General features: G+C 56.1%; 22 protein-coding genes and 1 tRNA gene. 17 read left to right on the top strand and 6 right to left on the bottom strand.

Annotation, left to right across the window (positions count from 1 at the left end; translation table 11 throughout):
• Positions 1-134 precede the first annotated feature (134 nt).
• From EIO64_RS06930 to EIO64_RS06890, 9 genes are all read left to right on the top strand, one after another.
• Positions 135-548, top strand: a complete 414-nt coding sequence (locus EIO64_RS06930; RefSeq protein WP_346730084.1) for a DUF3842 family protein — start codon at positions 135-137, stop codon at positions 546-548.
• 112 nt (positions 549-660) lie between these two features.
• Positions 661-1,416: an ATP-dependent sacrificial sulfur transferase LarE gene (gene larE / locus EIO64_RS06925; protein WP_136891044.1), complete on the top strand. Its 756-nt coding sequence runs from the start codon at positions 661-663 to the stop codon at positions 1,414-1,416.
• A 14-nt stretch (positions 1,417-1,430) separates the two neighbouring features.
• Positions 1,431-2,192, top strand: coding sequence for a nickel pincer cofactor biosynthesis protein LarB (larB, locus tag EIO64_RS06920; protein ID WP_136891043.1), 762 nt, complete (start codon positions 1,431-1,433; stop codon positions 2,190-2,192).
• A complete protein-coding gene (larC, locus tag EIO64_RS06915) occupies positions 2,189-3,496 on the top strand; it encodes a nickel pincer cofactor biosynthesis protein LarC (protein WP_136891042.1) in 1,308 nt (435 codons plus the stop codon). Before larB ends, larC begins: the two co-directional genes overlap by 4 nt.
• Positions 3,489-4,007, top strand: coding sequence for an FmdE family protein (locus EIO64_RS06910; protein ID WP_136891041.1), 519 nt, complete (start codon positions 3,489-3,491; stop codon positions 4,005-4,007). Before larC ends, EIO64_RS06910 begins: the two co-directional genes overlap by 8 nt.
• Before the next feature lie 15 nt (positions 4,008-4,022).
• A complete protein-coding gene (locus EIO64_RS06905) occupies positions 4,023-5,147 on the top strand; it encodes an iron ABC transporter substrate-binding protein (RefSeq protein WP_136891040.1) in 1,125 nt (374 codons plus the stop codon).
• A complete protein-coding gene (locus EIO64_RS06900) occupies positions 5,137-6,216 on the top strand; it encodes a FecCD family ABC transporter permease (protein ID WP_136891782.1) in 1,080 nt (359 codons plus the stop codon). The genes EIO64_RS06905 and EIO64_RS06900 overlap by 11 nt, the downstream gene beginning before the upstream one ends.
• Positions 6,213-6,986: an ABC transporter ATP-binding protein gene (locus EIO64_RS06895; protein ID WP_136891039.1), complete on the top strand. Its 774-nt coding sequence runs from the start codon at positions 6,213-6,215 to the stop codon at positions 6,984-6,986. Before EIO64_RS06900 ends, EIO64_RS06895 begins: the two co-directional genes overlap by 4 nt.
• Before the next feature lie 383 nt (positions 6,987-7,369).
• The gene (locus EIO64_RS06890) at positions 7,370-7,717 is read left to right on the top strand and encodes a nucleotidyltransferase family protein (RefSeq protein ID WP_249390833.1); all 348 of its coding nucleotides are present in this window, start codon (positions 7,370-7,372) and stop codon (positions 7,715-7,717) included.
• A gap of 277 nt (positions 7,718-7,994) precedes the next feature.
• Here the strand turns inward: EIO64_RS06890 and EIO64_RS06885 are convergent, their stop codons facing one another.
• From EIO64_RS06885 to EIO64_RS06870, 4 genes are all read right to left on the bottom strand, one after another.
• Positions 7,995-9,464, bottom strand: a complete 1,470-nt coding sequence (locus EIO64_RS06885) for a cellulase family glycosylhydrolase (protein ID WP_136891038.1) — start codon at positions 9,462-9,464, stop codon at positions 7,995-7,997.
• Between the two features lie 25 nt (positions 9,465-9,489).
• Positions 9,490-9,900, bottom strand: coding sequence for a hypothetical protein (locus EIO64_RS06880; protein WP_136891037.1), 411 nt, complete (start codon positions 9,898-9,900; stop codon positions 9,490-9,492).
• A gap of 67 nt (positions 9,901-9,967) precedes the next feature.
• On the bottom strand, positions 9,968-10,813 hold the full coding sequence (locus tag EIO64_RS06875) for a sigma-70 family RNA polymerase sigma factor (RefSeq protein ID WP_136891036.1): 846 nt from the start codon (positions 10,811-10,813) through the stop codon (positions 9,968-9,970).
• Positions 10,810-12,027: a DUF6076 domain-containing protein gene (locus tag EIO64_RS06870; protein WP_136891035.1), complete on the bottom strand. Its 1,218-nt coding sequence runs from the start codon at positions 12,025-12,027 to the stop codon at positions 10,810-10,812. The genes EIO64_RS06875 and EIO64_RS06870 overlap by 4 nt, the downstream gene beginning before the upstream one ends.
• A 150-nt stretch (positions 12,028-12,177) precedes the next feature.
• Between EIO64_RS06870 and EIO64_RS06865 the strand changes: the two genes are divergently transcribed.
• From EIO64_RS06865 to mobP3, 4 genes are all read left to right on the top strand, one after another.
• Complete coding sequence (locus tag EIO64_RS06865; RefSeq protein ID WP_136891034.1) at positions 12,178-12,393, top strand: helix-turn-helix transcriptional regulator; 216 nt, start codon at positions 12,178-12,180, stop codon at positions 12,391-12,393.
• The gene (locus tag EIO64_RS06860; RefSeq protein ID WP_249390832.1) at positions 12,390-13,148 is read left to right on the top strand and encodes a helix-turn-helix domain-containing protein; all 759 of its coding nucleotides are present in this window, start codon (positions 12,390-12,392) and stop codon (positions 13,146-13,148) included. Before EIO64_RS06865 ends, EIO64_RS06860 begins: the two co-directional genes overlap by 4 nt.
• Before the next feature lie 329 nt (positions 13,149-13,477).
• On the top strand, positions 13,478-13,897 hold the full coding sequence (locus EIO64_RS06855) for a hypothetical protein (RefSeq protein WP_136891033.1): 420 nt from the start codon (positions 13,478-13,480) through the stop codon (positions 13,895-13,897).
• Positions 13,885-15,849 carry a MobP3 family relaxase gene (gene mobP3 / locus EIO64_RS06850; protein ID WP_136891032.1) on the top strand — a complete coding sequence of 655 codons (1,965 nt, stop codon included), beginning with the start codon at positions 13,885-13,887 and terminating at the stop codon, positions 15,847-15,849. Before EIO64_RS06855 ends, mobP3 begins: the two co-directional genes overlap by 13 nt.
• Positions 15,850-16,374: 525 nt before the next feature.
• Here mobP3 and EIO64_RS06845 read toward each other — a convergent pair.
• Entirely contained in the window at positions 16,375-16,629 is a 255-nt protein-coding gene (locus EIO64_RS06845; RefSeq protein ID WP_136891031.1) for a hypothetical protein, read from the bottom strand.
• Between the two features lie 228 nt (positions 16,630-16,857).
• On the opposite strand from EIO64_RS06845, the gene EIO64_RS06840 reads away from it, so the two are divergent.
• The 3 genes from EIO64_RS06840 to EIO64_RS06830 all read left to right on the top strand — a co-directional run bounded on the left by EIO64_RS06840 (position 16,858) and on the right by EIO64_RS06830 (position 19,952).
• Complete coding sequence (locus tag EIO64_RS06840; protein ID WP_249390831.1) at positions 16,858-17,049, top strand: CAP domain-containing protein; 192 nt, start codon at positions 16,858-16,860, stop codon at positions 17,047-17,049.
• A gap of 303 nt (positions 17,050-17,352) precedes the next feature.
• Complete coding sequence (locus tag EIO64_RS06835) at positions 17,353-18,561, top strand: tyrosine-type recombinase/integrase (protein WP_136891030.1); 1,209 nt, start codon at positions 17,353-17,355, stop codon at positions 18,559-18,561.
• Entirely contained in the window at positions 18,519-19,952 is a 1,434-nt protein-coding gene (locus tag EIO64_RS06830; protein WP_136891029.1) for a tyrosine-type recombinase/integrase, read from the top strand. The genes EIO64_RS06835 and EIO64_RS06830 overlap by 43 nt, the downstream gene beginning before the upstream one ends.
• A 161-nt stretch (positions 19,953-20,113) precedes the next feature.
• Here the strand turns inward: EIO64_RS06830 and EIO64_RS06825 are convergent.
• A tRNA-Val gene (locus EIO64_RS06825) sits at positions 20,114-20,190 on the bottom strand.
• A gap of 111 nt (positions 20,191-20,301) precedes the next feature.
• Between EIO64_RS06825 and ymfI the strand changes: the two genes are divergently transcribed.
• Complete coding sequence (ymfI, locus tag EIO64_RS06820) at positions 20,302-21,036, top strand: elongation factor P 5-aminopentanone reductase (RefSeq protein ID WP_021748997.1); 735 nt, start codon at positions 20,302-20,304, stop codon at positions 21,034-21,036.
• Positions 21,037-21,040: the final 4 nt, after the last annotated feature.

Below are 21,040 nucleotides of genomic sequence, written 5' to 3'. Positions count from 1 at the left end.
TGTTTTTGTTTTATCCCATGCTATACTTAACATATCAAGAAACTTTGACGATATTCTACGAAACAGGAAGCGTGGTGCAACTGCATGAAAATACTTGTCATTGATGGACAGGGGGTGGACTTGGGCGTCAACTGGTGTCTGCATTAAAAGCTGCTTTCCCAGAGTCTGAGATTATTGCGGTTGGCACGAATGCATTAGCAACGAGTGCTATGCTCAAAGCCGGTGCAGAACATGCCGCCACTGGTGAAAATGCTGTTGTTGTGAATTGCCGCAAGGCGGATATTATTGTCGGCGCTTCTGGCATCGCCATCGCGGATTCCATGTACGGAGAGATTACGCCAACGATGGCGCTTGCTGTTGGACAAAGTTCCGCAAAGCGCATTTTTGTTCCCGTGAATCTTTGCGACAACTATATTGCCGGCGTTCCTGAACAGTCGATGTCCAAATTGGTGGAAAGCGCTGTGTTAGTGGTGCGATCCATTGTTCAGTTACATCCTTACAGACTTAGAATCCGGCAGAAGCCGGATGAATCGGCAGAAGCTGTATAAGTCTTACCGTTCCATTATCAAATAAAAGAACTGACGAAACTAAATGCCAGGAAGGTATTTGCCCTCTCAAAGGGGGCAGATACCTTCCTATTGTCTTTTTTAGGGGTGCAATATGCAGTTATCAGATTTTTTTGAGCAAAATCCGCGCGGGGCAGTGGCCTATTCCGGCGGAGTGGATTCGTCCCTTCTGGTCTGGGCGGCCATGAAATATGGCCGGGACTGGCGTGCCTATTATGTCCATTCCGCATTCCAGCCCGCATTTGAACTGGAAGACGCCAAGCAGGTCGCTGCACAATGCGGCATGCCACTGACTGTGATTGAGGCAGACATCTTTCAGCATCCGGAAGTGATAGCTAACCCTGCGAACCGATGCTATTACTGCAAGCACAGGATATTTGCTGCCATCCTCCGGCAGGGCGCGTCCGATGGGTATTCCCTGGTCATTGATGGCACCAATGCCTCGGATGACGCGGGTGACCGCCCCGGCATGAAGGCCCTGCGGGAGTTAGAGGTCCGCTCTCCCCTTCGGGAGTGCGGCCTGACCAAAGGCGATGTCCGTGCGCTGTGCAGGGAGGCCGGCCTGTTCGTCTGGAACAAGCCCTCCTACGCCTGCCTTGCCACCCGCATCCCCGCCGGGACTCCCATCACAGAGGAAGCTCTGCGGAAGGTGGAGCAGGGAGAGGACCTTCTTGCCTCCATGGGCTTCCGGGATTTCCGCATCAGGCTCCGCGGAGGCGCGGCAGTTATTCAGGTAACGGAAGACCAGCAGGATGATGCCTGGGCAATGCGCCATGAGATCCGCTCCGGGCTGGGCCCCATCTTCCCGTTGTTCTCTCTGGATCTAACGGCCCGAAAAAACAGCGACTGAAAGGAGTGACAGACGTGGCAAGCAAGCACGATATTCTCTCTGTCCTACAGGATGTGCAGTCCGGTGCGCTGACGCCGGAGGATGCCCTTCTGCACCTGAAGCTGGCCCCCTTTGAGGACCTGGGTTACGCCAAGGTGGATTACCACCGCGCCGTCCGTCAGGGCGTGCCGGAGGTGATCTACGGCCAGTCCAAGACCAAAGAGCAGATCGGCGGCATACTGGCCGCCATGGAGAAACGGGGAAGCCGCAATATTCTGGTGACCCGCATTGGGCAGGAGGTGGCGGACTACCTGGCGGAGCAGTTCCCGCTGCGGTATGAGCCTCTCGCCAAATTGGCGGTGGCCCTTCCAGAGCCGGTGAAAGGACATGGTTCCATCGTAGTGGCCACCGGCGGTACCAGTGACATGGGCGTGGCTGAGGAGGCCGCCATTACCGCCGAGACACTGGGTAACCGAGTCACCCGGCTTTACGATGTGGGCGTGGCAGGCCTGCACAGGCTGCTGGGCAACTTGGAGCCGCTGATGAGCGCCCGGGTGGTCATCGCCGTGGCGGGCATGGAAGGCGCCCTCGCCAGCGTGGTGGGCGGCCTTGTAGACTGCCCCGTCATCGCGGTCCCCACCAGTGTGGGCTACGGCGCGTCCCTGGGCGGCATCTCCGCCCTGCTGTCCATGCTGAACTCCTGCGCCAGCGGGACCAGCGTGGTGAATATCGACAACGGCTTCGGCGCGGGCTTCTTGGCCGGCCGGATCAATCAGATGGAGAGTGCGAAAGAATGAAGACATTATATCTGGAATGCAACATGGGCGCCGCCGGCGATATGCTGATGGCGGCGCTGTATGAGCTGATGAGCGAATCCGAAAAGCAGGATTTTCTGGAGACCATGAACCGCCTGTTCCCCGGCGTGGAGATTCAGCCCCGGCAGGCTGTTACCTGCGGCATCACCGGCACCCACATGGACGTCACCGTCCGCGGCGAGGAGGAGCACAGCCACGATGTGGCTCTGGGCTGCGGCCATGACCACGACCATATCCATGAACACCATCATGAGCACGACCACAGCCATGCGCATGACCATCATCACGACCATGACCATGACCATGGCCATACCCACCATCACACCGCTCCGGCGGACATCGCCGCCCTGCTGGATGCCCTGGATGCCCCGGCGGAGGTAAAGGATGCCGCCAAGTCCATCTATGCCCGCATTGCGGACGCCGAGGCCAAGGCCCACGGGATGCCGGTGGAGAAGATCCACTTCCATGAGGTGGGCGCTCTGGACGCGGTGGCGGACGTCACCGGCGCCTGCCTGGCGGTCCATATGCTGCGCCCCGACCACATCACGGCATCCCCCGTCCATCTGGGCAGCGGCCAAGTCCGCTGCGCCCACGGCATCGTTCCGGTGCCCGCTCCCGCCACCGCCCACCTGCTGGAGGGCGTCCTCTGCTACACCGGGGACATCCGGGGAGAGCTGTGTACCCCCACCGGCGCCGCCCTGCTGACCCACTTTGCTGAGAGCTTCGGCCCCATGCCTGTCATGTCTCTGGAGAAGACCGGCTACGGCGTGGGCAAAAAGGAATTCCCCGCCGCCAACTGTGTCCGGGCCTTTTGGGGTGAAAGCGGCGCCCCCCAGCAGGCGGAGATCGTGGAGCTGTGCTGCCATATCGACGACATGACGGCGGAGGCCCTGGCCTTTGCCGGAGAGCAACTGCTGGCCCAGGGCGCTCTGGACATCTCCTGCGCGCCCCTGACCATGAAAAAGGGTCGGGCCGGCGTCAGCTTCACCGTGCTCTGCAAGCCCAGGGACGAAGGGCGCATCGCCCACGCCATCCTGCGGGAGACCACCACCAACGGCGTCCGCACCCGCCGTTGCGGAAAGTACATTCTGACGCCCTCTGTCAAAACCGTGGAGACCGCCTACGGCCCCATCCGCGTCAAGTGCGCCGACGGCGAGGGCATCCACCGGAAAAAGCCGGAATACGAGGATGTGGCCTCTGCCGCCAGAACTGCCGGGCTGCCCTTCCAGAAGGTCTGGGAGGACGTGCTGTCCGCCATCCGCGGGGAGGTATCGCAGAATGGATAAGGCTATGTGGGAAAAGGCGGTGGCATTCCATGGCCATGAATGTCCTGGTCTGGCTTTGGGCGTCCGCCTGTGCGAGTTTGTACGGCTACGTCTGGGCCGGACGTCCGCCCACGATGAGGAGTTGGTCTGCATCGCTGAGACTGACGCCTGCCCCGGCGATGCAATTCAGGCTCTGCTGGGCTGTACTCTGGGCAAGGGGAATTTTATCTACCACTGCACTGGAAAAACCGCCTATACCTTCTTTGACCGTGCCACTGGTGAAGGTTTCCGGGTAATTGCCAAGCGGAATCAGACACCCCTTAGCCGTGAGGAACGTAAGCAGCAGATTTATACTGCACCATTAGAAGAGCTATTCAGCGTGACTGTGCCCAAAGAGCCTCTGCCTGAAAAAGCCCGCATCTTCACCACACTCACTTGTGCCTGCTGTGGTGAGGGCGTAGCAGAGCACATGGCCCGTCTGCAGGACGGCAAGGTGGTCTGCCTGCACTGTTTCCATCCCTACGACCGATAAAGGAGAATCACTTTTATGAAAAAAATAGTTTCCGCCCTATTATTCTGCGCCCTGCTGCTGTCTCTGGCCGCCTGCAGCCAAAAATCCCCCACCGCCCAAGAAACCGAGCCAGAGTCTTCTGCTGCCCGCACTGTCACTGACAGTTTCGGCCGTGAGGTTACCATTCCCGCTGAAGTTAAAGCAATCGTGTGCACCGGCTCCGGTGCCCTGCGTATGGTGACCTATCTGCAATGCACTGACCGGCTGGTGGGCGTAGAAGACTGTGACAAGGAATATGCGGATTCCACCCTCCGGGATTATGCCTACGTTTATCACGATACCTTTGACGCCTTGCCCTCCATCGGCAAGGGCGGCGGCACCGCCAACACCGCCTACGTGGAGGAGTTGATCCGCCTGCAGCCGGACGTCATTCTGTCCGGCTATACCCAGGAGGCGCTGGAAGATCTGGCGCAGTCCACCGGGATTCCCTGCGTGTCCATCCGGGCCAAGAGCATCAACTTCATCGACGACAGCTTTTACACCGCCATGCGGGTGGCCGCCGAGGTGCTGGGGGTTCAGGAGCGGTGCGAGGAAGTCCTGCAGTACATCGACGGCTGCAAGGCTGACCTGGACGCCCGGACGGCGGACATCCCTGACGAAGGCAAGCCTGCCGTTTACGCCGGCGCCGTGACCTTCTCCGGCGCTCACGGCTTTACCGGGACTTACTCCAACTTCGGCCCCCTTATGGCCATCCACGCTAACAACGTGGCGGACGAGATGGGCGAGACCGGCTACTTTGACGCTGACCCGGAGCAGGTGGTGGCTTGGGACCCGGAGCTGATTTTCCTGGACCCCGGCAACATGAGCCTTGTTCGGGACGAATACCAGACCAATCCCGGCTTCTTTGACTCCCTGACTGCGGTCCGGGAGGGCAACCTTTACGCCTGCGTCTCCTTCAACAACTATTCCACCAACGTGGGTTACGCCCTGGCTGACGCCTACTATGCCGGCAGCGTCATCTATCCTGAGCGCTTTGATGACGTGAATATTGCCGAAAAGGCCGACGATATCCTGGAATTCCTGCTGGGACGCCGCTATTACAACGACATGAAGGCCAACGGCCTCACCTTTGGAGTGATTGAACTTGGATCTGCACAGTGAACAGCTTCATACGGCGACACCTGACAGCTACCGCCTGTTTCTCCGGCGGAAGCGGCTTGTGACCCTTGTTCTGCTGGCGGCGGTATTGGCGGCAGCCCTGCTGTCCCTGACCACAGGCTCCGCCGGGCTTTCCCTTGCGGAGCTGGCGGACACTCTGGCAGGCGGCGGCACAGCCCAGAGCCGAGCCATCGTATTCCACGTCCGTCTGCCTCGCATCACTGTGGCTATCGTGGTGGGCGCCGCCCTAGCGTTGTCCGGTTGCGTGATGCAGAACGTTCTTCGCAATCCACTGGCCGCTGCTTCCACGCTGGGCGTATCCCAGGGCGCCGCCTTCGGCGCGGCCCTCGCCATCATCGCCCTGGATGCCGGCGCCCAAAATGCCGCCAACGCGGGTACTGCCGTCACCATCAGCTCCCCCGGCACCGTGACCCTCTGTGCTTTTCTGGGGGGGCTTGCCACAACGGCGGTCATTCTTATCCTGTGCCGCCTGCGGTCTGCCTCTCCCTCCTCCATGATTTTGGCAGGCGTGGCCCTCAGTTCTCTCTTTTCCGGGGCCACCACCCTGCTGCAATACTTCGCCGATGACGTGCAGCTGTCCACCGTGGTCTACTGGACCTTCGGCGACCTGGGCCGTCCTGGCTGGTCGGAAATTCGGCTGATGTACGCGGTCACCTTGGCGGCTCTGGTCTACTTCCTCTGGAACCGCTGGAATTACAACGCGCTGAGCAGCGGCGTCCAAACCGCCAAGAGTCTGGGAGTAAGCGTGGATCTTTTGAGCTATATCAGCATGGGCCTTTGCACCCTGATCGCCTCGGTGGCGGTGGCTTTCGTGGGCATTGTCAGCTTTGTGGGCCTCATCGCCCCCCACATCGTCCGCCGGTTCGTGGGCAGCGATTATCGGTTTCTCCTGCCCTGTTCCGCTCTGGCAGGCAGCACCTTGCTCCTCCTGGGCGACCTGGCAGCGAAGGTCATCCTGCCGCCCGCCATTCTGCCCATCGGCGCCATCACGTCCCTCCTGGGGGCGCCGCTGTTCCTGCTGCTGATTTTCAGAGGGGAGGCGCTACGATGATAGAAGTTCAAAACCTCTCCTTTGCCTATGGCTCCCGCCCCATTTTGCAGAACGTGAGTTTTTCTCTGGAGCAGGGCGAGTGCGTGGCGGTGCTGGGCAACAACGGTGCGGGAAAGTCCACGCTGATCTCCTGTATCAGCCGTCTCCGCCGCCCCTCGTCAGGCAGCGTCCTGATTGACGGCACCCCTGTCACTCAAATGACCCGAGGCCAGCAGGCACAGCAGATCTCCTATGTAGCCCAGAAAAATGAGCTGGCCCATACCACGGTGTTCGACGCGGTGCTGCTGGGCCGCAAGCCCCACATGAAATGGGGCCCCTCCGACATTGACTATGATGTGGCGGAGCACGCCCTGCGGGCCGTTGGAATGGAAAACTGCCGCCTGCGGTATGTAAACCAGCTCTCCGGCGGCGAACAGCAGAAGGTGATGCTGGCCCGGGCCATCGCCCAGGAGCCGAAGCTGATGCTGCTGGACGAGCCCACAAGCAGCCTGGACCCCCGCAACCAATACGAGTCCATGGAGCTCATCCGCCACTGCGCCCACGGCCACCATATCGCCGTGCTGGTTGTTATCCACGACCTGAACCTGGCCCTGCGGTTCTGCGACCGTTTCCTGTTTTTGAAGGACGGCACCGTGTATGCCTCCGGTGGCCGGGAAGCGGTGACGTCCGAGAACATCCGGGCCGTCTACGGTATGGATGCCGCTGTGGAGCAGTTTGACGGGATTCCCATGGTCATTCCACACTTTCACGCGCATAGTTCTCCCTATTAGTATCCTCCGGATAAGGAATTTCTGTTCTTCCGGAGGTTTTGATCCCCGTAAACCATCGACTTGTAAAAATCCCGATCAAGGGGGTCAATCCAACTTCTTTTGGCATCTACTATAAATCCATACAAGACAACCCTTCATTGAAAGCGTTCATCACCGAGGCAAAATCTGTATTCTCACACTAAAACTTTCCAAAATTATTATCAGCAGTGCTAAGTGCGCCAGATCTTCATGATATCGAAAATCATGTGGAGTGCTTGTCTGAGCCGCAATATTTCGATTTCAGAGCAAATGAATTTGGGGAAAGCCGAGCTTTTTATTTCAGAGACCCGGATGGCATTATCCTTGAAATGATGCAGCCGCTCTGATAATTCGGGGAGAACCGTATGGAGAAAACACAAGAAAAAATCCAGTTGCTGTTGCGAATCGTACATCGACTGAACGAGGCAGGTGTCGAATGGGCCTTGGGTGCATCCATGCTGCTGTATTTCAAGGGCATCACCTCCGACTTCCACGACATTGATTTAATGGTCACTGACTGTGATGCGGAATGCGTCCGCACAATTTTATCGGAAATGGGTGAAAGTTTTCCATCTGCTTCAATTCCAAACCCTATGTACCGGGCAAAAACCTTTATGGAGTTCTTTATTGATTCTGTCGAGGTCGATGTGATGGCTGGTTTTGCAATCGTGAAGGATGGAAAGGTTTATGATTGTGCTCTACGCAAAGAGTAAATCGTGGAGAAAATGCCGCTGGAAACAGAAGTTATCCCGCTACAATCACCGTCGTTATGGTGCAAATACTATCTCGGCTGATGGGAAGGGCTGAAAAAACTGAGATGATTGAGAAGGCAATAGAAAGATAACAATTCCAGTTTGTCGGGCAACAGAAAGGGATTCACTAACTTACAAGCGAATCCCTTTCCGTTATTTTGACGAACGATTTTCCGAAAGCTTAACACCAACACATGAAAAGGAATCTTTTATTGTCTCAACCAACTTGAACGCATTTTTACGAGCCTATGCTGAACCTGCTCAGGATCGCGGCCACCTGTGCGCGGGTAGCTGTTCCGTGTGGGAGCAGGCAGCCGCCGCTCCCCGTCAGAATCTGATTTTCCACCGCCCAGCTCATAGCCTTCTTCGCATAGGAGGAAACCTGTGCCGCATCCGAAAAACCGGAAAGGTCTTGGACAGACGTCGGCTCCCCAGCGAAACGCCAGAGAAGCATGACCAGCTGCTGTCGGGAAAGCGTACCTGTGGGATCAGAACCGTCAGACACCCCGGCCCGGATCGCCCAGGATCTGGCGGCGCTGTATACGCCGCTTCCGGACAATTTCTCCCCCGCCATACGGCCCAGCACCGTCCAAAGCTGCTGCCGGGTCATATTCTGATAGGGTGAAAAAGTCGTGGCAGAAGTACCGGAGAATATCCCGTTTTGATACACATACAGGAGAGAATCATAGTACCACGCCCCTTCCGGCACATCGGAAAAAGGCAGCGATTCCGGCTGAAACAGCTCCATTGTCAGCGGCAGCATCTCAGAATACCAGCGTTTTTCCACTCTGTCGTAGAATTTTGTATCCGAGTTTACCGCAAAGGGGATACTGGCATCTTCCAGTGCCTGCGCCACGAAGGAGGCGAATGCCAGCTGTTCATCCAGCGTATAGTCATTTCCGTCGTTGTAATTTCCCGGCATCCAGGCGCCCACCCAGGTGGGGATGCCCGTTTCCCTCTGCCATTGGAGCGCCTTGTCGATCTTACTCTGTACCAACTGCCGTTCTGCCGGAGTGCCTGTGGTCCACAGTTTTTTCTCATTGGTCTTGGACGGACCTGCCGCATAGAAATGCCATTCCGCCATCAGGTATCCGTTGGCATCAGATGGGATCTCCAAATCAGATAGATAGGCCGAATCGGACCGCAGGCGGGGGGAGATCATCAGGATGCGGTCATGATTGGATTTCCGGACCACGGACACCAACTGCTCGTAAATATCATTCAGAAGTTCGGGCTTATCGTTCAGAGCGTTCGTCACCTCAATGACGAGGTCGAAGGACAACCGATAGGACTTATCCCGATACCGTTCGGCCACGGTCTGCCACCAGTCGGCCACCCGGTCGATGTTTTTCTGTGTGGGCTGGTTTTTCATGTCATCCGCCTGATAAGCCAGCACCGGAATGACGCCGCAGTCCAGGCAGTCATCGATTACCCGGTCCAGAACGGAAAAGAGCTGTTCGTCGGCATCATCCTTCACGCGGATGCGCACATGGGAGAGCCCCATATCCCGGAAATTCTCCACAATCTGCCGGTCATACGTCTCCATGCCCTGTCTGGTCTTGCACCAGTCTACATCCATTCCACGGCCCAGAAGACTTTGATACGTCCAAGGGTCGATGGGGTTATTTCTTTCTGCCGCAAACGCAGAACTGGACAGGCAGGCCAGCAGCATCGCCGTCAGCAATAAACTTAGTATCCGCTTTATCAAAATTCCTCCTCGCAGTCGATTTACTTTAATCCGCCTTGGCAGCATCCGCCAGCGTCAGATAGTCGCCGGACTGCATATCCACAGTCAGGTCATTGGAGATAATGGCCTTTCCGGTAACAGCGGCCAAATCTTCCACCACTTCGGCATCAGCGGGATTGCTGTAAACGCCGTCCGAGCAGACCAGCCGCACATATTCCGTCTCCGCTCCACCGCCGCTGCGCTGGAGGATGGGCTCATGGGCACCGTTGGTCGTGGTATCGCTGACGATGATGGGAGTTCTGATCAGCGTGAAGGACTGGGAGACCGTCATACCCGCGTAAGGGATCAGCCACATTCCGGAATCGCCGCCGCTGCCGCTGGTGTAAGGCCCCACAGCTACGGCGAAGATTTCGTTGCTGCCGTCGCCATTCAGGTCCACATAGTTGTAGTAGGTCAATTGTTTTCGCTATCTTAATAATGCGATACTGTTGACAAAGAAAGCTCTTTTCTGGTCTCAACTCCATTCAATGCATTGGCACCAGTGAAATCGCACGGTCCACCATGTGTCTGGCTCGGCGGAGCTTCCATGCCATGCTGTCCAGACACCATTCCCGCAGTTTTTTCAGCGCTTGTTTCTTCGCCTTCTCCACGCCGTCCTCCCGCAGTCTGTTTCGGATGGCGATCTCCCGCAGGTCTGTCTTTGAGTAACCAAAAACGCCGAAGCTCCTGCCCAGAATATCCTGTTCCCGCTTGGATAGGCTTTGGAACTGCTCATGCAGAGACTTCATCGTAAGCGCCCGAAGGACAATCTCCTCCGCAGATGCAGACAGCAGATCAGACATGAGGTACTCAAAAATATCTCCGTCCTCCTCCGGGATTGGCAAGTCATAAACAGAGAAGAAATGCGTGGGATAGGCTACCGCCCTGGCTACTTCCGCTAAAGAAACACCCAACTCCCCTGCGATTTCGCTCATCTCTTTTCCATCCCGGTGATAGAGCATCTGCGCCTTGCGTACCAGCCCCATGCTGTCCCGGTCCAGGGAAAGGGTACCCATGCTGGCTTCCAGGTGCCGCCGCATCGCGCCGTCCAGAAATGGTACGTTGTATGTTCCGAAAACTCCCTTGGAGCTATCATAGCCGCCATTCATGGCGCATTCGATCAGCGTCAGCATCCCAACGCTCTCCAATTCGGAGAGCGTTTCTTTCGTATAGTCGCTCCAACCTCCGTGACTGCCGGGGCGCAGACAATTGTATTGTCGGGCGATCCACTGCGCACGTTTCCGAATCAATTCAGCATACCTATCACACAGTTCCGTCAGCGCGGCCTGATCTCCCTGCGCGATTCGATCCAGCAATTCTTGGTCGCTCATGCGTCCCCACCACCCTTTCGGGGACGCCCTCTGGGTTTCGCCTTCCGGGTAACACCGCAGTATGGGTAAAGTCTCTCACTGGAGATGGACCGCTCAAAGTCCGCGTTAGAGACATCTGCCTTGTTGAGCGCATTGAACAGCATGTCCCGGACCGTATCCTTCAGCCGCCGTGCTTCCTCCGCCGTGATAACGTCGCGCTTTTGGTCCTGCCGTATCCGTTCAAAAGCGGCGAGCTTCGCTTGGAGCTTCGGCACATCCCGAGCCAGTTCCTTCTGCACTTCGTAGGTTCCGAACTGTCGGCAGGTATACTGGGGCGCATGGGGACATGCTCCCTCACAATATAGTGCATGAGCGCCGCCCTTCACCAGAAAGTATTTTTTGCAGACAACACACTGGCGGATGTTGTGTCCGGCATTCAGTGCCGTCATGTAATCCGCCTTCAGCAGCATCTGCAAGCTGTCGGTGGTGTGCTCCTGGCAAATGGCGAAGCGCTTGTCCGGCAGCTCCCGCGGCACATAGCTCACGACGCAGTGGTCATATTTCTGATAAAACGGCTGCTCCAGGCTTCTGGGATTGACGATCAGCTTCTCCACCAGCCGCTCATCGTTGTAGAGCTGATAGAGGGAGGCGGCATAGTTCTCCGGGGAGTTATGCTCCAGCTTGGCGAGGAGGAAGTGGATGAAGTTATGGATGGTAGGATTGAAGCACGCGACGTCGCCCAGATAGCGTTCATAGCGCTTCATCTGCTTCCGATAATAACTCCACTTCGTTTTCCGCCCTCCGGGAATAATCAGAAGCGGAACTGGGATCTGGCCGGTTGTCTCCGCCTGCTCCGCCATGTCTCCCCATTGCTCTATGGAAAAATCCTCATAGTCCAGATCTTCTTCCGGCAGCAAGGAGCGGAACTCGGTGTACTGCTGGGTCTCGTCGAAAAATTTGCTGTCATCCCGAAGCAGGATCTGAAACACCCGGAACTCCATCATCCGCTTACGCAAAGCCACGAACTGGTGGTTGAGCTTCCACCAAAATTCCCGGTCCTGGGTTCGCTCGTACTGCTCCGCAAGGTCCTTCATGCACTGGACGTTTTTATGGATGCACTGATAGTCCTTCAGTGACAGGTTCAAAATATCCGCTGTCAGTTCGCCTGTGGAAAATAATTCCCCACCGTACTCGATCGTATCACCGTGGATATAGAAAACGATATCCCCATCCATGCGCTCGCCTCCCTCGAAATAAATTGTCCCCCCTGGAAAATAATTCGTCCCAACTTTTTATTATCTTATCAAAATCTCCGACACAATACAAGCAGAAGGGCATCAGCGTCGCCGCTGATGCCTTTACTTTCTGCAAAGGAGAAATCGAAAATGAAACAGTCACAGTACAACTCTTACGATGACCTGCCTCTGTTCCTCAACGCCGACATAGTGGCGAAGGTGCTGGGGGTATCGTCCTCCACCAGCTATGAGCTGATGCATGAGCCGGACTTCCCGGTGCTGAATGTCGGCAGCAGGATGGTGGTTCCCAAGGAAGCGTTCATCCAGTGGGTCACCAAGCACACGGAAGGAGGTGTCCGCGAATGACTGCGCTCACCTATCAGAAAGACGCGAAAGCGTATCGGTTCTCGCTGCCCAACAAAATTTGGGGGCTGAAACTTCCGCCCCCCGCCTTCAGTATCCTCGCCTATCTCTGCTATCTCAACAGCCACCATAGGGGTGGCGCCGTTCCAAGTGTGGATGAGATTGCAGCGCTGCTCCACATGAGTCCAGACATGGCAGAAAAGCAGTTGGATACTCTGGTCAAACGAAATCTGATCTCGCCGCAGATGGTTCCGGTATTCAGTCGCAAACACGCAGGAAAGTTTTTCTCCCTCCCTAACGAAATCTTTTCCCTGGACCTGGGGCATGGCGCGATCACCGTCTACGCCTACCTGCTCTACTGCGAAGACCGCAGCAGCCATCAATGCCATCCCAGTTACAACACCATCTCCGCCACTGTGGGGCTGGCCGTGAACACGGTGATGAAACACATCGCCAAACTGGAGGACAGGCAGTTTATCACAGTAGAGCGCACCAGCTATTTCGACCGCCAGGGAATGAAGTGGAACGGCAACAACTGCTACACCATCCTGCCGATCCAGGAAGCCGTCGACCATTCCTACGAGCGGCAGATGGTGAAACTGGAGGAAGTCACGGAGCGTCAGCGGGTAGCAGAGGAACTGCAAAAACAAGGCCGTGTTCGCCCCTGTGAGCCGCTGTGTGCGGCTTTGCCGGGAGCAGCGAGAACAGATACCGGCCAGGCCTATTCGAACGGATTTGGGTCGCCTTTCGAGAGCTGACGGAGGACAAAATAAGGGCTCCCGCCGAAACCCAGCGAAGCGGGTTCGGTGGGAAAAGGAGGAGCAGCGAAATGAACGAGTTTTCGCCCATTTGGGTGGAAGCGAGGGATATGGAGACAGCGATGACGTGAAGCAGGATAAACACCAGGCGTCAAGTGCGACGCTCTGTTCGGTCACTTCTGCCCGCAGTGCGGGCAGTTACGGGGTTTTCAGGGAGTTCCAAAGTGGGGTCAAAATCGAAGGGGTGCTATCACTTCTGCGGTCGTTATCCCTGAAAGCCTACACCCACAAGAAAAAAGTAGGGGTCATACCCCGGAAAGGAGCTCATTTTGAGCAAGAAAGAAAAATTTGCCCTCTATCTCACTCCTGAGAAAAAGGCACGCTTGGAGCGACGATATCAGGAGGATGGCAGCCGCAGCATCACCGGATTCATTGAGCGGGCCATCGATTTCTACCTGGACTATCTCAGTGCCAACAACGCTGGGCTGTTCCTCCCCACCTCCATCCAGTCCTATCTGGACGGTCGGGTGGGGCAAACGGAAAACAAAATGGCATCGCTGGCTTACAAGCAGGCGGTGGAGTTGGATATGCTGTCCGGGATCATTGCGGACAGTTTTCAGTTCAGTGAAGAGGACCTGCGCCGACGCCGTGCGGAGAGCGTCCGAAATGTGAAACAGACCAATGGCCGCATCTCGTTCGAAAGACGGGTGCGGGAATCCTGGGAGGACGATGACGGATGGCAAGACTGATCGTCAAAAGCCCGTACATCAAGTGCGGAGGCGGCAACTCAGCAGGCGGATACATGAGATACATCGCCACCCGTGAGCGGGTCGAGTTGATCCAGAATGACCGTCCGCCAACAAGGAAGCAGGAACAGCTTATCGCAAAACTGGTGAAGGATTTTCCTGACGCAAAGGAGATGGGTGAGTACGGTGACTACCAAGAACACCCCACCAAGGCCAACGCTTCGGCGTTCATCTCTCAGGCGTTGGAGGAAAACTGGAGCGATGTTCAGAAATCGGATGGCTACATGAAGTACATCGCAACACGGCCAAGGGCAGAACGGCTGGGCTCCCATGGTCTCTTCGGTGACAAAGATGGCGTGGAGCTGGACAAGGCCATGGCGGAACTGGAGAGCTACACAGGTAACGTGTGGACACACATCATCTCCCTGAAGCGAGAGGACGCAGAACGGTTGGGCTACGACAATGCCAGGGCGTGGAGGAATCTCCTCCGCGCCCACCGCAACGACATCGCCGCCGCTATGAATATCCCGCCCCAGGACTTCCGCTGGTATGCTGCCTTCCATGATGAGGGCGACCATCCCCATGTGCACATGATGGCATGGTCCGTAAAGCCGGGACAGGCGTATCTATCTCAGGACGGCATCCGCCAAATCAAATCCAAGCTCACCAACGATATCTTCCAGCAAGAAATGCTCCACCTCTATGAGCAGAAAACGGTTTCCCGTGACCAGTTGGTGCGGGAAGTGCGGCAGGCCATGCGGGAGTTGGTCCAGCAGATGCGAACCAGGATCTGCGACCACCCCGAGGCGGAGCGGCTCATGCAAGAGCTTGCACTTCAATTGGAAACGGTCAAGGGAAAGAAGTCCTATGGCTATCTTCCGAAGAAGCAAAAGGCGCTGGTAGATGAGATTGTGGACCAGATGGAGCAGCTCCCGACCGTGGCCGAATGCTACGAACAGTGGTGGCAGCTGCAAGGTCAGGTGGAAGATTTCTATTCTGAGAAGGAGCGGCACCGCCCGCCGCTGTCCCGGCAGAAGGAGTTTCGCCAAATCAAGAATGCGGTCATCCAAGAGGCGGAGACGATCCGGCTGGGGAAAATCACCTTTGAGGACGAAACCTTGGACCTGCGTCAGGGCGATGAGGTGGACAACGGCAAAGATGTGTCTTGGGACTTCCGGACGCTTCGTATGGACGTTCAGGATGAATACTCGTCACTGGCAGAACGGGATGATGCCGTGGAAAGTATGCGGGAACTTGCGGAGAACGGTGACATCCATGCGCAGTATTTTATGGGAGAACTGTATCGGGACGGCCCGCTGCTGCCGCCGGACTGGGTGATGGCCCGATACTGGTTTGACAAAGCGGCAAAGCAGGGATATGTAGCGGCTCAGTATGCTTTGGGAAAATTATATCTCTCTGATGATGCCAGCGTCCATGATCCCGAGCTTGGCATCCAGTGGCTGGAGTACGCTGCCTACAACGGAAACCACGATGCATCCTACCGCCTTGGCAAGGAATATCTGAAGGGAGAATCAGTAAGAAGAGATACCCGCAAGGCTATGGATCACATCTATACCTCCGCTCAGGCCGGCAATCTCCATGCGCAGTATCTGTTGGGAAAGCTGCTGCTCCAAGGGAAGGCGGTCGAGCGTGACAAAGAGGCGGGCATCCAATGGCTGTCTCAGGCGGCGGAGCAAGGACACAGTTACGCGCAGTGCCTTCTGGAAAGGCAGAGTGCTTCGACAGCGCCGGAGGTGTTCCTTGCAGTGACGAGACTGCTCCATCACATGGCAAATATCTTCCAGGACAACTCCCTGCCGCAGAGCGGCACGGGGCTCACCCACATCGACCGCAAGCGCCGTCAAGAGCTGCGGGAGAAGCGTCTCGTCCATGGCCACAAAGAGGACGATCATGAGGAGCAGCAGTATGGCAGTTGGAATATGACGATGCATTAGAGCTGCGTGCTTTCGCAAAAGTCTGAAAACGTCGAATCCTTTAGTGCCTTTCTTTCTGGGTCCTTTACATGTTGTGTTTGCAAAAAATCATCAAAGCAACTCAACAATCATGAAAGGAGGAAGCCTGATAAGGCAAAAAAGATAGCTCTCCTGCTGGGAGAGCTATCTACAATTTCAGTTGATTAAAAACGCCATTCTCAAAAGAGCTTTCTTGCTGAGCGAAGAGCACGGTCAGTCCATCACATCATCGTGTTGAACGTAAGTCCAGGGCCTATAGCCGCCTCTTGCACCCTTCGTTCTAACTCGTCGATAGACGGGCTTTGCTTCAGCTGACAGGCCTCCTCCTTAAGGCGCAGTCGAAGGATAGATCGTTGCATATCCTGAAGTTCCTCATCAGGCCAAGGTCTGTTCCAATATTGACGTAATACTTCGGATGGACACTCCGCAGTCCCACAGCTATCGTAAATTTTTGTCGGTGTTCTATCCCAAATGGTAATTCCGGAAATCACAGGATGCCCATTTTGCTCACGCCTCAATACCAGCGTAAAATTTACGAGCAAAATCAAACTGCGTTTCGATCTGATCCAATTCGGCCTCAGTATCCGCACCCAGGATGCTGCTCTTGGCGTTCCATACCAAACCGTAAACAACATTAACTGGATCTTTTTTGTCAGAGGGAGAAATATGGTTATTCCTTGCAAAATGAAAAAGTGACCCGAGAATGTCGGCCCCCTTTTCAAGCAGGACTTCCTGTCTGAGGGAAAACTCATAATTGCTCACACGAAAGACCTCCCCGCTCGATCTGTAAATACAGTATATGCACTATACGATAGCATCGTACTGGAAATCAGCGTTCCTATCTTTGGAGATCATTGTAGCATACCACAAACAGAGTTGCAAATCAAAATGGGAATCGACCGTTGCGGCGCAAAACAATCGTGAAAGCACCCCTTCCGAATTGTCAGCTGGGTACGGATATACCCCCACGGCTTCGGCTCCAACCTGACGGTGTTCACCGTCACGACCCCCGATAGAATTCCCGAAAAGGCTGTATCGAACTGGGAGAACTCTCCCGGCCATCTGGCAACGATGATTGACCCGAATTGCGATACCGTTGGCGTCGGCGTTACCATCGATAACGGTAGAGCCTTCTGTTACATGTTCGTAGGCAATCCGACAGCGCATAATCCCTATGCATAAGAGGAGTTCAGATGGGCCGCATCCGAAATTGGATGCGGCCCATTGCAGTTCACTCTGAACTTGATAATTTTCTGATAATTGTTGTCATTTGGGATGGCTATTCAGCAGTGGTTGCGGTATTGTGTGTCGTTGACAGGAGGTGGCACACCATGCATGACTACATGAAAGCCCTTTACCACAGGTTTGAGGCAGAAGACGAGTCAGGCCTGCGAAAAGTTTTCACAGAGAAAAAGCAGCTAACAATACCGTCAAAAACTGCGATGGTGTAAACAAAGAAGAGTTCCTACAGAGGAGGCGATTCAAATGAGTAAACGCAGGCCGTCCGGTGACGGCATGGTGCGCAAAAAGGACGATGGCCGTTGGGAGGGCCGCATCGTGATCGGCCATAAGGAAAACGGCGACAGCATCTTCCGCTACATCTACGCACCCACGCAAAAAGAGTTGACCGCAAAGCTCCGCCAGGAGATCATCGCCTACCAGGGCGTTGACCTGACCGAGGACAGCAAGCTCACCCTGAACGAATGGATGGACTACTGGCTGGATGCGATCATGGCCGGAACCATCCGGCCCAGCACACTGAACGGATACCGCAGGTACGCGGATCTCTATATCAAGCCATACCTCGGAGATAAGCAGATTTCAAAAATCACCCCGACGGATGTACAGAAGATGTACGAAGTTCTGAAAGCACGGGGGCGTGTCAAGGAACACGCTCAATACGGTCACCAGCTATCCGGCAGTATGGTACACAGCATCCACACCATGTTCCACGAAGCCATGAAAGCGGCGAAGGAATCCCATATCATTGCCAAAAATCCCACCGAGAATATCCCGGTTCCTAAAGCAAATCCCAAACCCAAGCAGATCCTGAATGATGACCAGCTGGAACAGTTCATGGAGGCAATCAAACACGACGCCGTCTGGCACGACTTCTTCTACACAGAGCTGACCACCGGTCTGCGGCGGGGTGAGCTCTGCGGACTCATGTGGGCGGACTTCGATGAAGCAGCCGGAACACTGGCAGTAAGGCGGACCATCCACACGGAGAAAGGCGGCAGGCTGGTGGCCGGTGCCACCAAGACCGGGCGAGGGACCCGAAATATCCTGCTGCCGGCAAGTACTGCCCAGCTTCTGTCGGAACGCAAAAAGCATTCCTGGTCAGAGTGGATCTTCCCGAATCCGCTGAAGCCCGAATCCCCTACCAATCCCCGCTCCGCATACGGCCACCTGAAGGCCTTGCTGGACTCCGCTGGCCTGCCCAACATTCGGTTCCACGACTTGCGGCATACCTTCGCCACCCATGCCCTGGCCTCCGGCGTGGACGCCAAGACGTTGTCCGGCATTCTGGGCCATACAAAGGCATCCTTCACGCTGGATACCTACACCCATGTCACTGGAGATATGCAGCGCACCGCCGCCGAAATCGTCGGAGATTTTATGACAGAAATCCTGGGAGAGGAGATGAAACCTTGGCAAAACGCAGAAAACGAGGGGACGGGAGCGTCCATCTGAGAAAAGACGGCCGCTGGGAGGGCCGGGTAGTCATTGGCTATGATGACAACGGCTATCCCAAGACAAAGAATGTGCTGGCAAAAAACAAGAAAGAGTGCCTACAAAAGCTGAAAGTCCTGAAAGACAGCCTGAAGAAAGTAGAGCTGGAACGACTGTCATCCGATATGTGTTTTGGAGCATGGCTGGATCACTGGTACCAGAACCAATGCAAGCCTACGATTGGAGCAAAGACACAAACGGACTACGAGAACCGCATCTACCGGCACATCATCCCGGAAATCGGCCAAATCCCGCTGAACAGGCTTACCGCAGCAGACCTTCAACAGTTCTACCGCCAACTCAAGCAGGGTGGCCGCCTCCAGGCTGTGGAGCAATATGGCTCCGGACTCTCTGACCGTATGGTGAAGTGCTGCCATGTGACCTGCCGGGCGGCGCTGGATCAGGCGGTAAAACAGGGCCTCATCCTGAAAAATCCCGCCGATGCCTGTAAGACGCCGACGCTCCGTCCGAAGGAGATGCAGGTATTGTCTCCGGAGGAGATTCGGCGTCTGCTGATACAGGCCCGTGAGAACGACTGCTATGAGCTTCTGCTATTAGAACTCTCTACTGGTCTGCGCCGGGGCGAGATCCTGGCCCTCCAATGGGATGACTTGGATCTCTGCACAGGAGTACTGCGGATCGAACGGCAGGTCCAGCGGGTACGCAGGGAACTGGTGATCTCCGCCCCTAAGACAAAGAGCTCTTGTCGGAGCATCATCCTGCCAGCCCCCATTCTGGGTGTCCTGCGAGACTACCGGCAGAGCATCCGTTCCAGGTGGATGTTCCCTTCTCCGAAAAAGGAGGACTCCCCACTGGACCCGGCCGCCGTCCGGAAGAAGCTGGCCAAGGTTCTGAATCGGGCGGACTGCAAGCACATCCGCTTTCACGACTTGCGGCATACCTTCGCCACCAACGCGCTGGAACATGGCATGGACATCAAGACGCTGTCCACCATCATCGGCCATGTGACGTCCGCCACCACACTGAACGTCTATGCCCATGTCACCGACACCATGCGGGAGAATGCCGCCGCCAGCATCGATCGGGGGATCGCCGGGATCGAACCACCGCGTCGGGCATCCTCCCCGGCTAAGCCAAAAGTCGCAAAAACGGACTTCCAGCCGGTGAAGAGGAAATACCGGAAGCCGGGAACGGGTTGTGTCAGTCAAATCAGCGAACACCTCTGGGAGGGCCGCTACTCCCCGAAAATCAACGGGAAACGAATGGCACGCAACGTCTACGCCCATACAGAGGCGGAGTGCGAAGAGAAGCTGGCCCATATGATCCGGGAGATGAAAGCAGAAATCGCCTCTAAGAAAGAGCGGCGGAAGCAGGCAGGACTGACAGGTTGAACAAACGGGTCCCCGAGGGCGAATCGCCCTTGGAGGCCTAAATTTTTTCTGACTGTGGCTGGCCGTGTGGTCAGGGGCGCAGCAAGGTTACATAACTCTCGAGTAAATTGCATAAAAAGTTACGAAAAAGCACCGTTTTCATCAGAAAACGGTGCTTTTTGTGGTGGACGATACAGGACTCGAACCTGTGACCCCCTGCACGTCAAGCAGGTGCTCTAGCCAGCTGAGCTAATCGTCCAAAACGGAACGTATATAGGATACACGAAAACGCACCTTTTGTCAACACTTTTCTTGCGCGATCCTGTTTTTTTTGTTATACTGCTGACAGCACTATGACAGGAGGATCACTATGAATCGTGTGGCATTGGTCACTGGGGCTTCCCGGGGGATCGGGAGAGCGATTGCGGCAGAGCTGGCGGAGGCGGGACATGCTGTCTGTATCAATTACCTGACGCACCGGCAGGAGGCGGAGACGCTGGCAGAAAAAATCCGGAACCATGGTGGAAATGCCATTGCAGTTCAGGCGGATGTGGCGGACCGGGCGGCTGTGGAGACGATGGTTCGCACTGCGGAAGCGGAGCTGGGACCCGTGAGCCTGCTGGTGAACAACGCCGGCATTGCGGGGCAGATCCAATTTCAGGATATCACAGATGCCCAGTGGAATCGCTATCTGGGCGTGAACCTGGGCGGCGCCCGGAACACCATCCAGGCAGTACTGCCCCACATGCTCCATGAGAAGGCGGGCTGCATCGTCAACATCTCATCCATCTGGGGACTGCGGGGAGCCTCCTGCGAGGTGGCGTATGCCTGCACCAAAGCCGCTCTCGTGGGGCTGACCCGGTCCCTGGCGCTGGAGCTGGCGCCCTCCCACATCCGGGTCAACTGCGTGGCTCCCGGCGTCATCAACACCGACATGGTTCAGGTTCTGGGACAGGAGACCCTGCGGGATCTGGCGGAGCAGACGCCTCTGGGACGGCTGGGGACGCCGGAGGACGTGGCCCACGCCGTTGCCTTTCTGGCCTCCGACAAGGCATCCTTCCTCACGGGGCAAATCCTCGCCGCCGACGGCGGGTTCATCGTTTGAAGAC

Origin of the sequence: Dysosmobacter welbionis (genome assembly GCF_005121165.3) — a bacterium.
GTDB lineage: Bacteria > Bacillota > Clostridia > Oscillospirales > Oscillospiraceae > Oscillibacter > Oscillibacter welbionis.
This window is presented reverse-complemented; position numbering and strand designations above follow the sequence as displayed.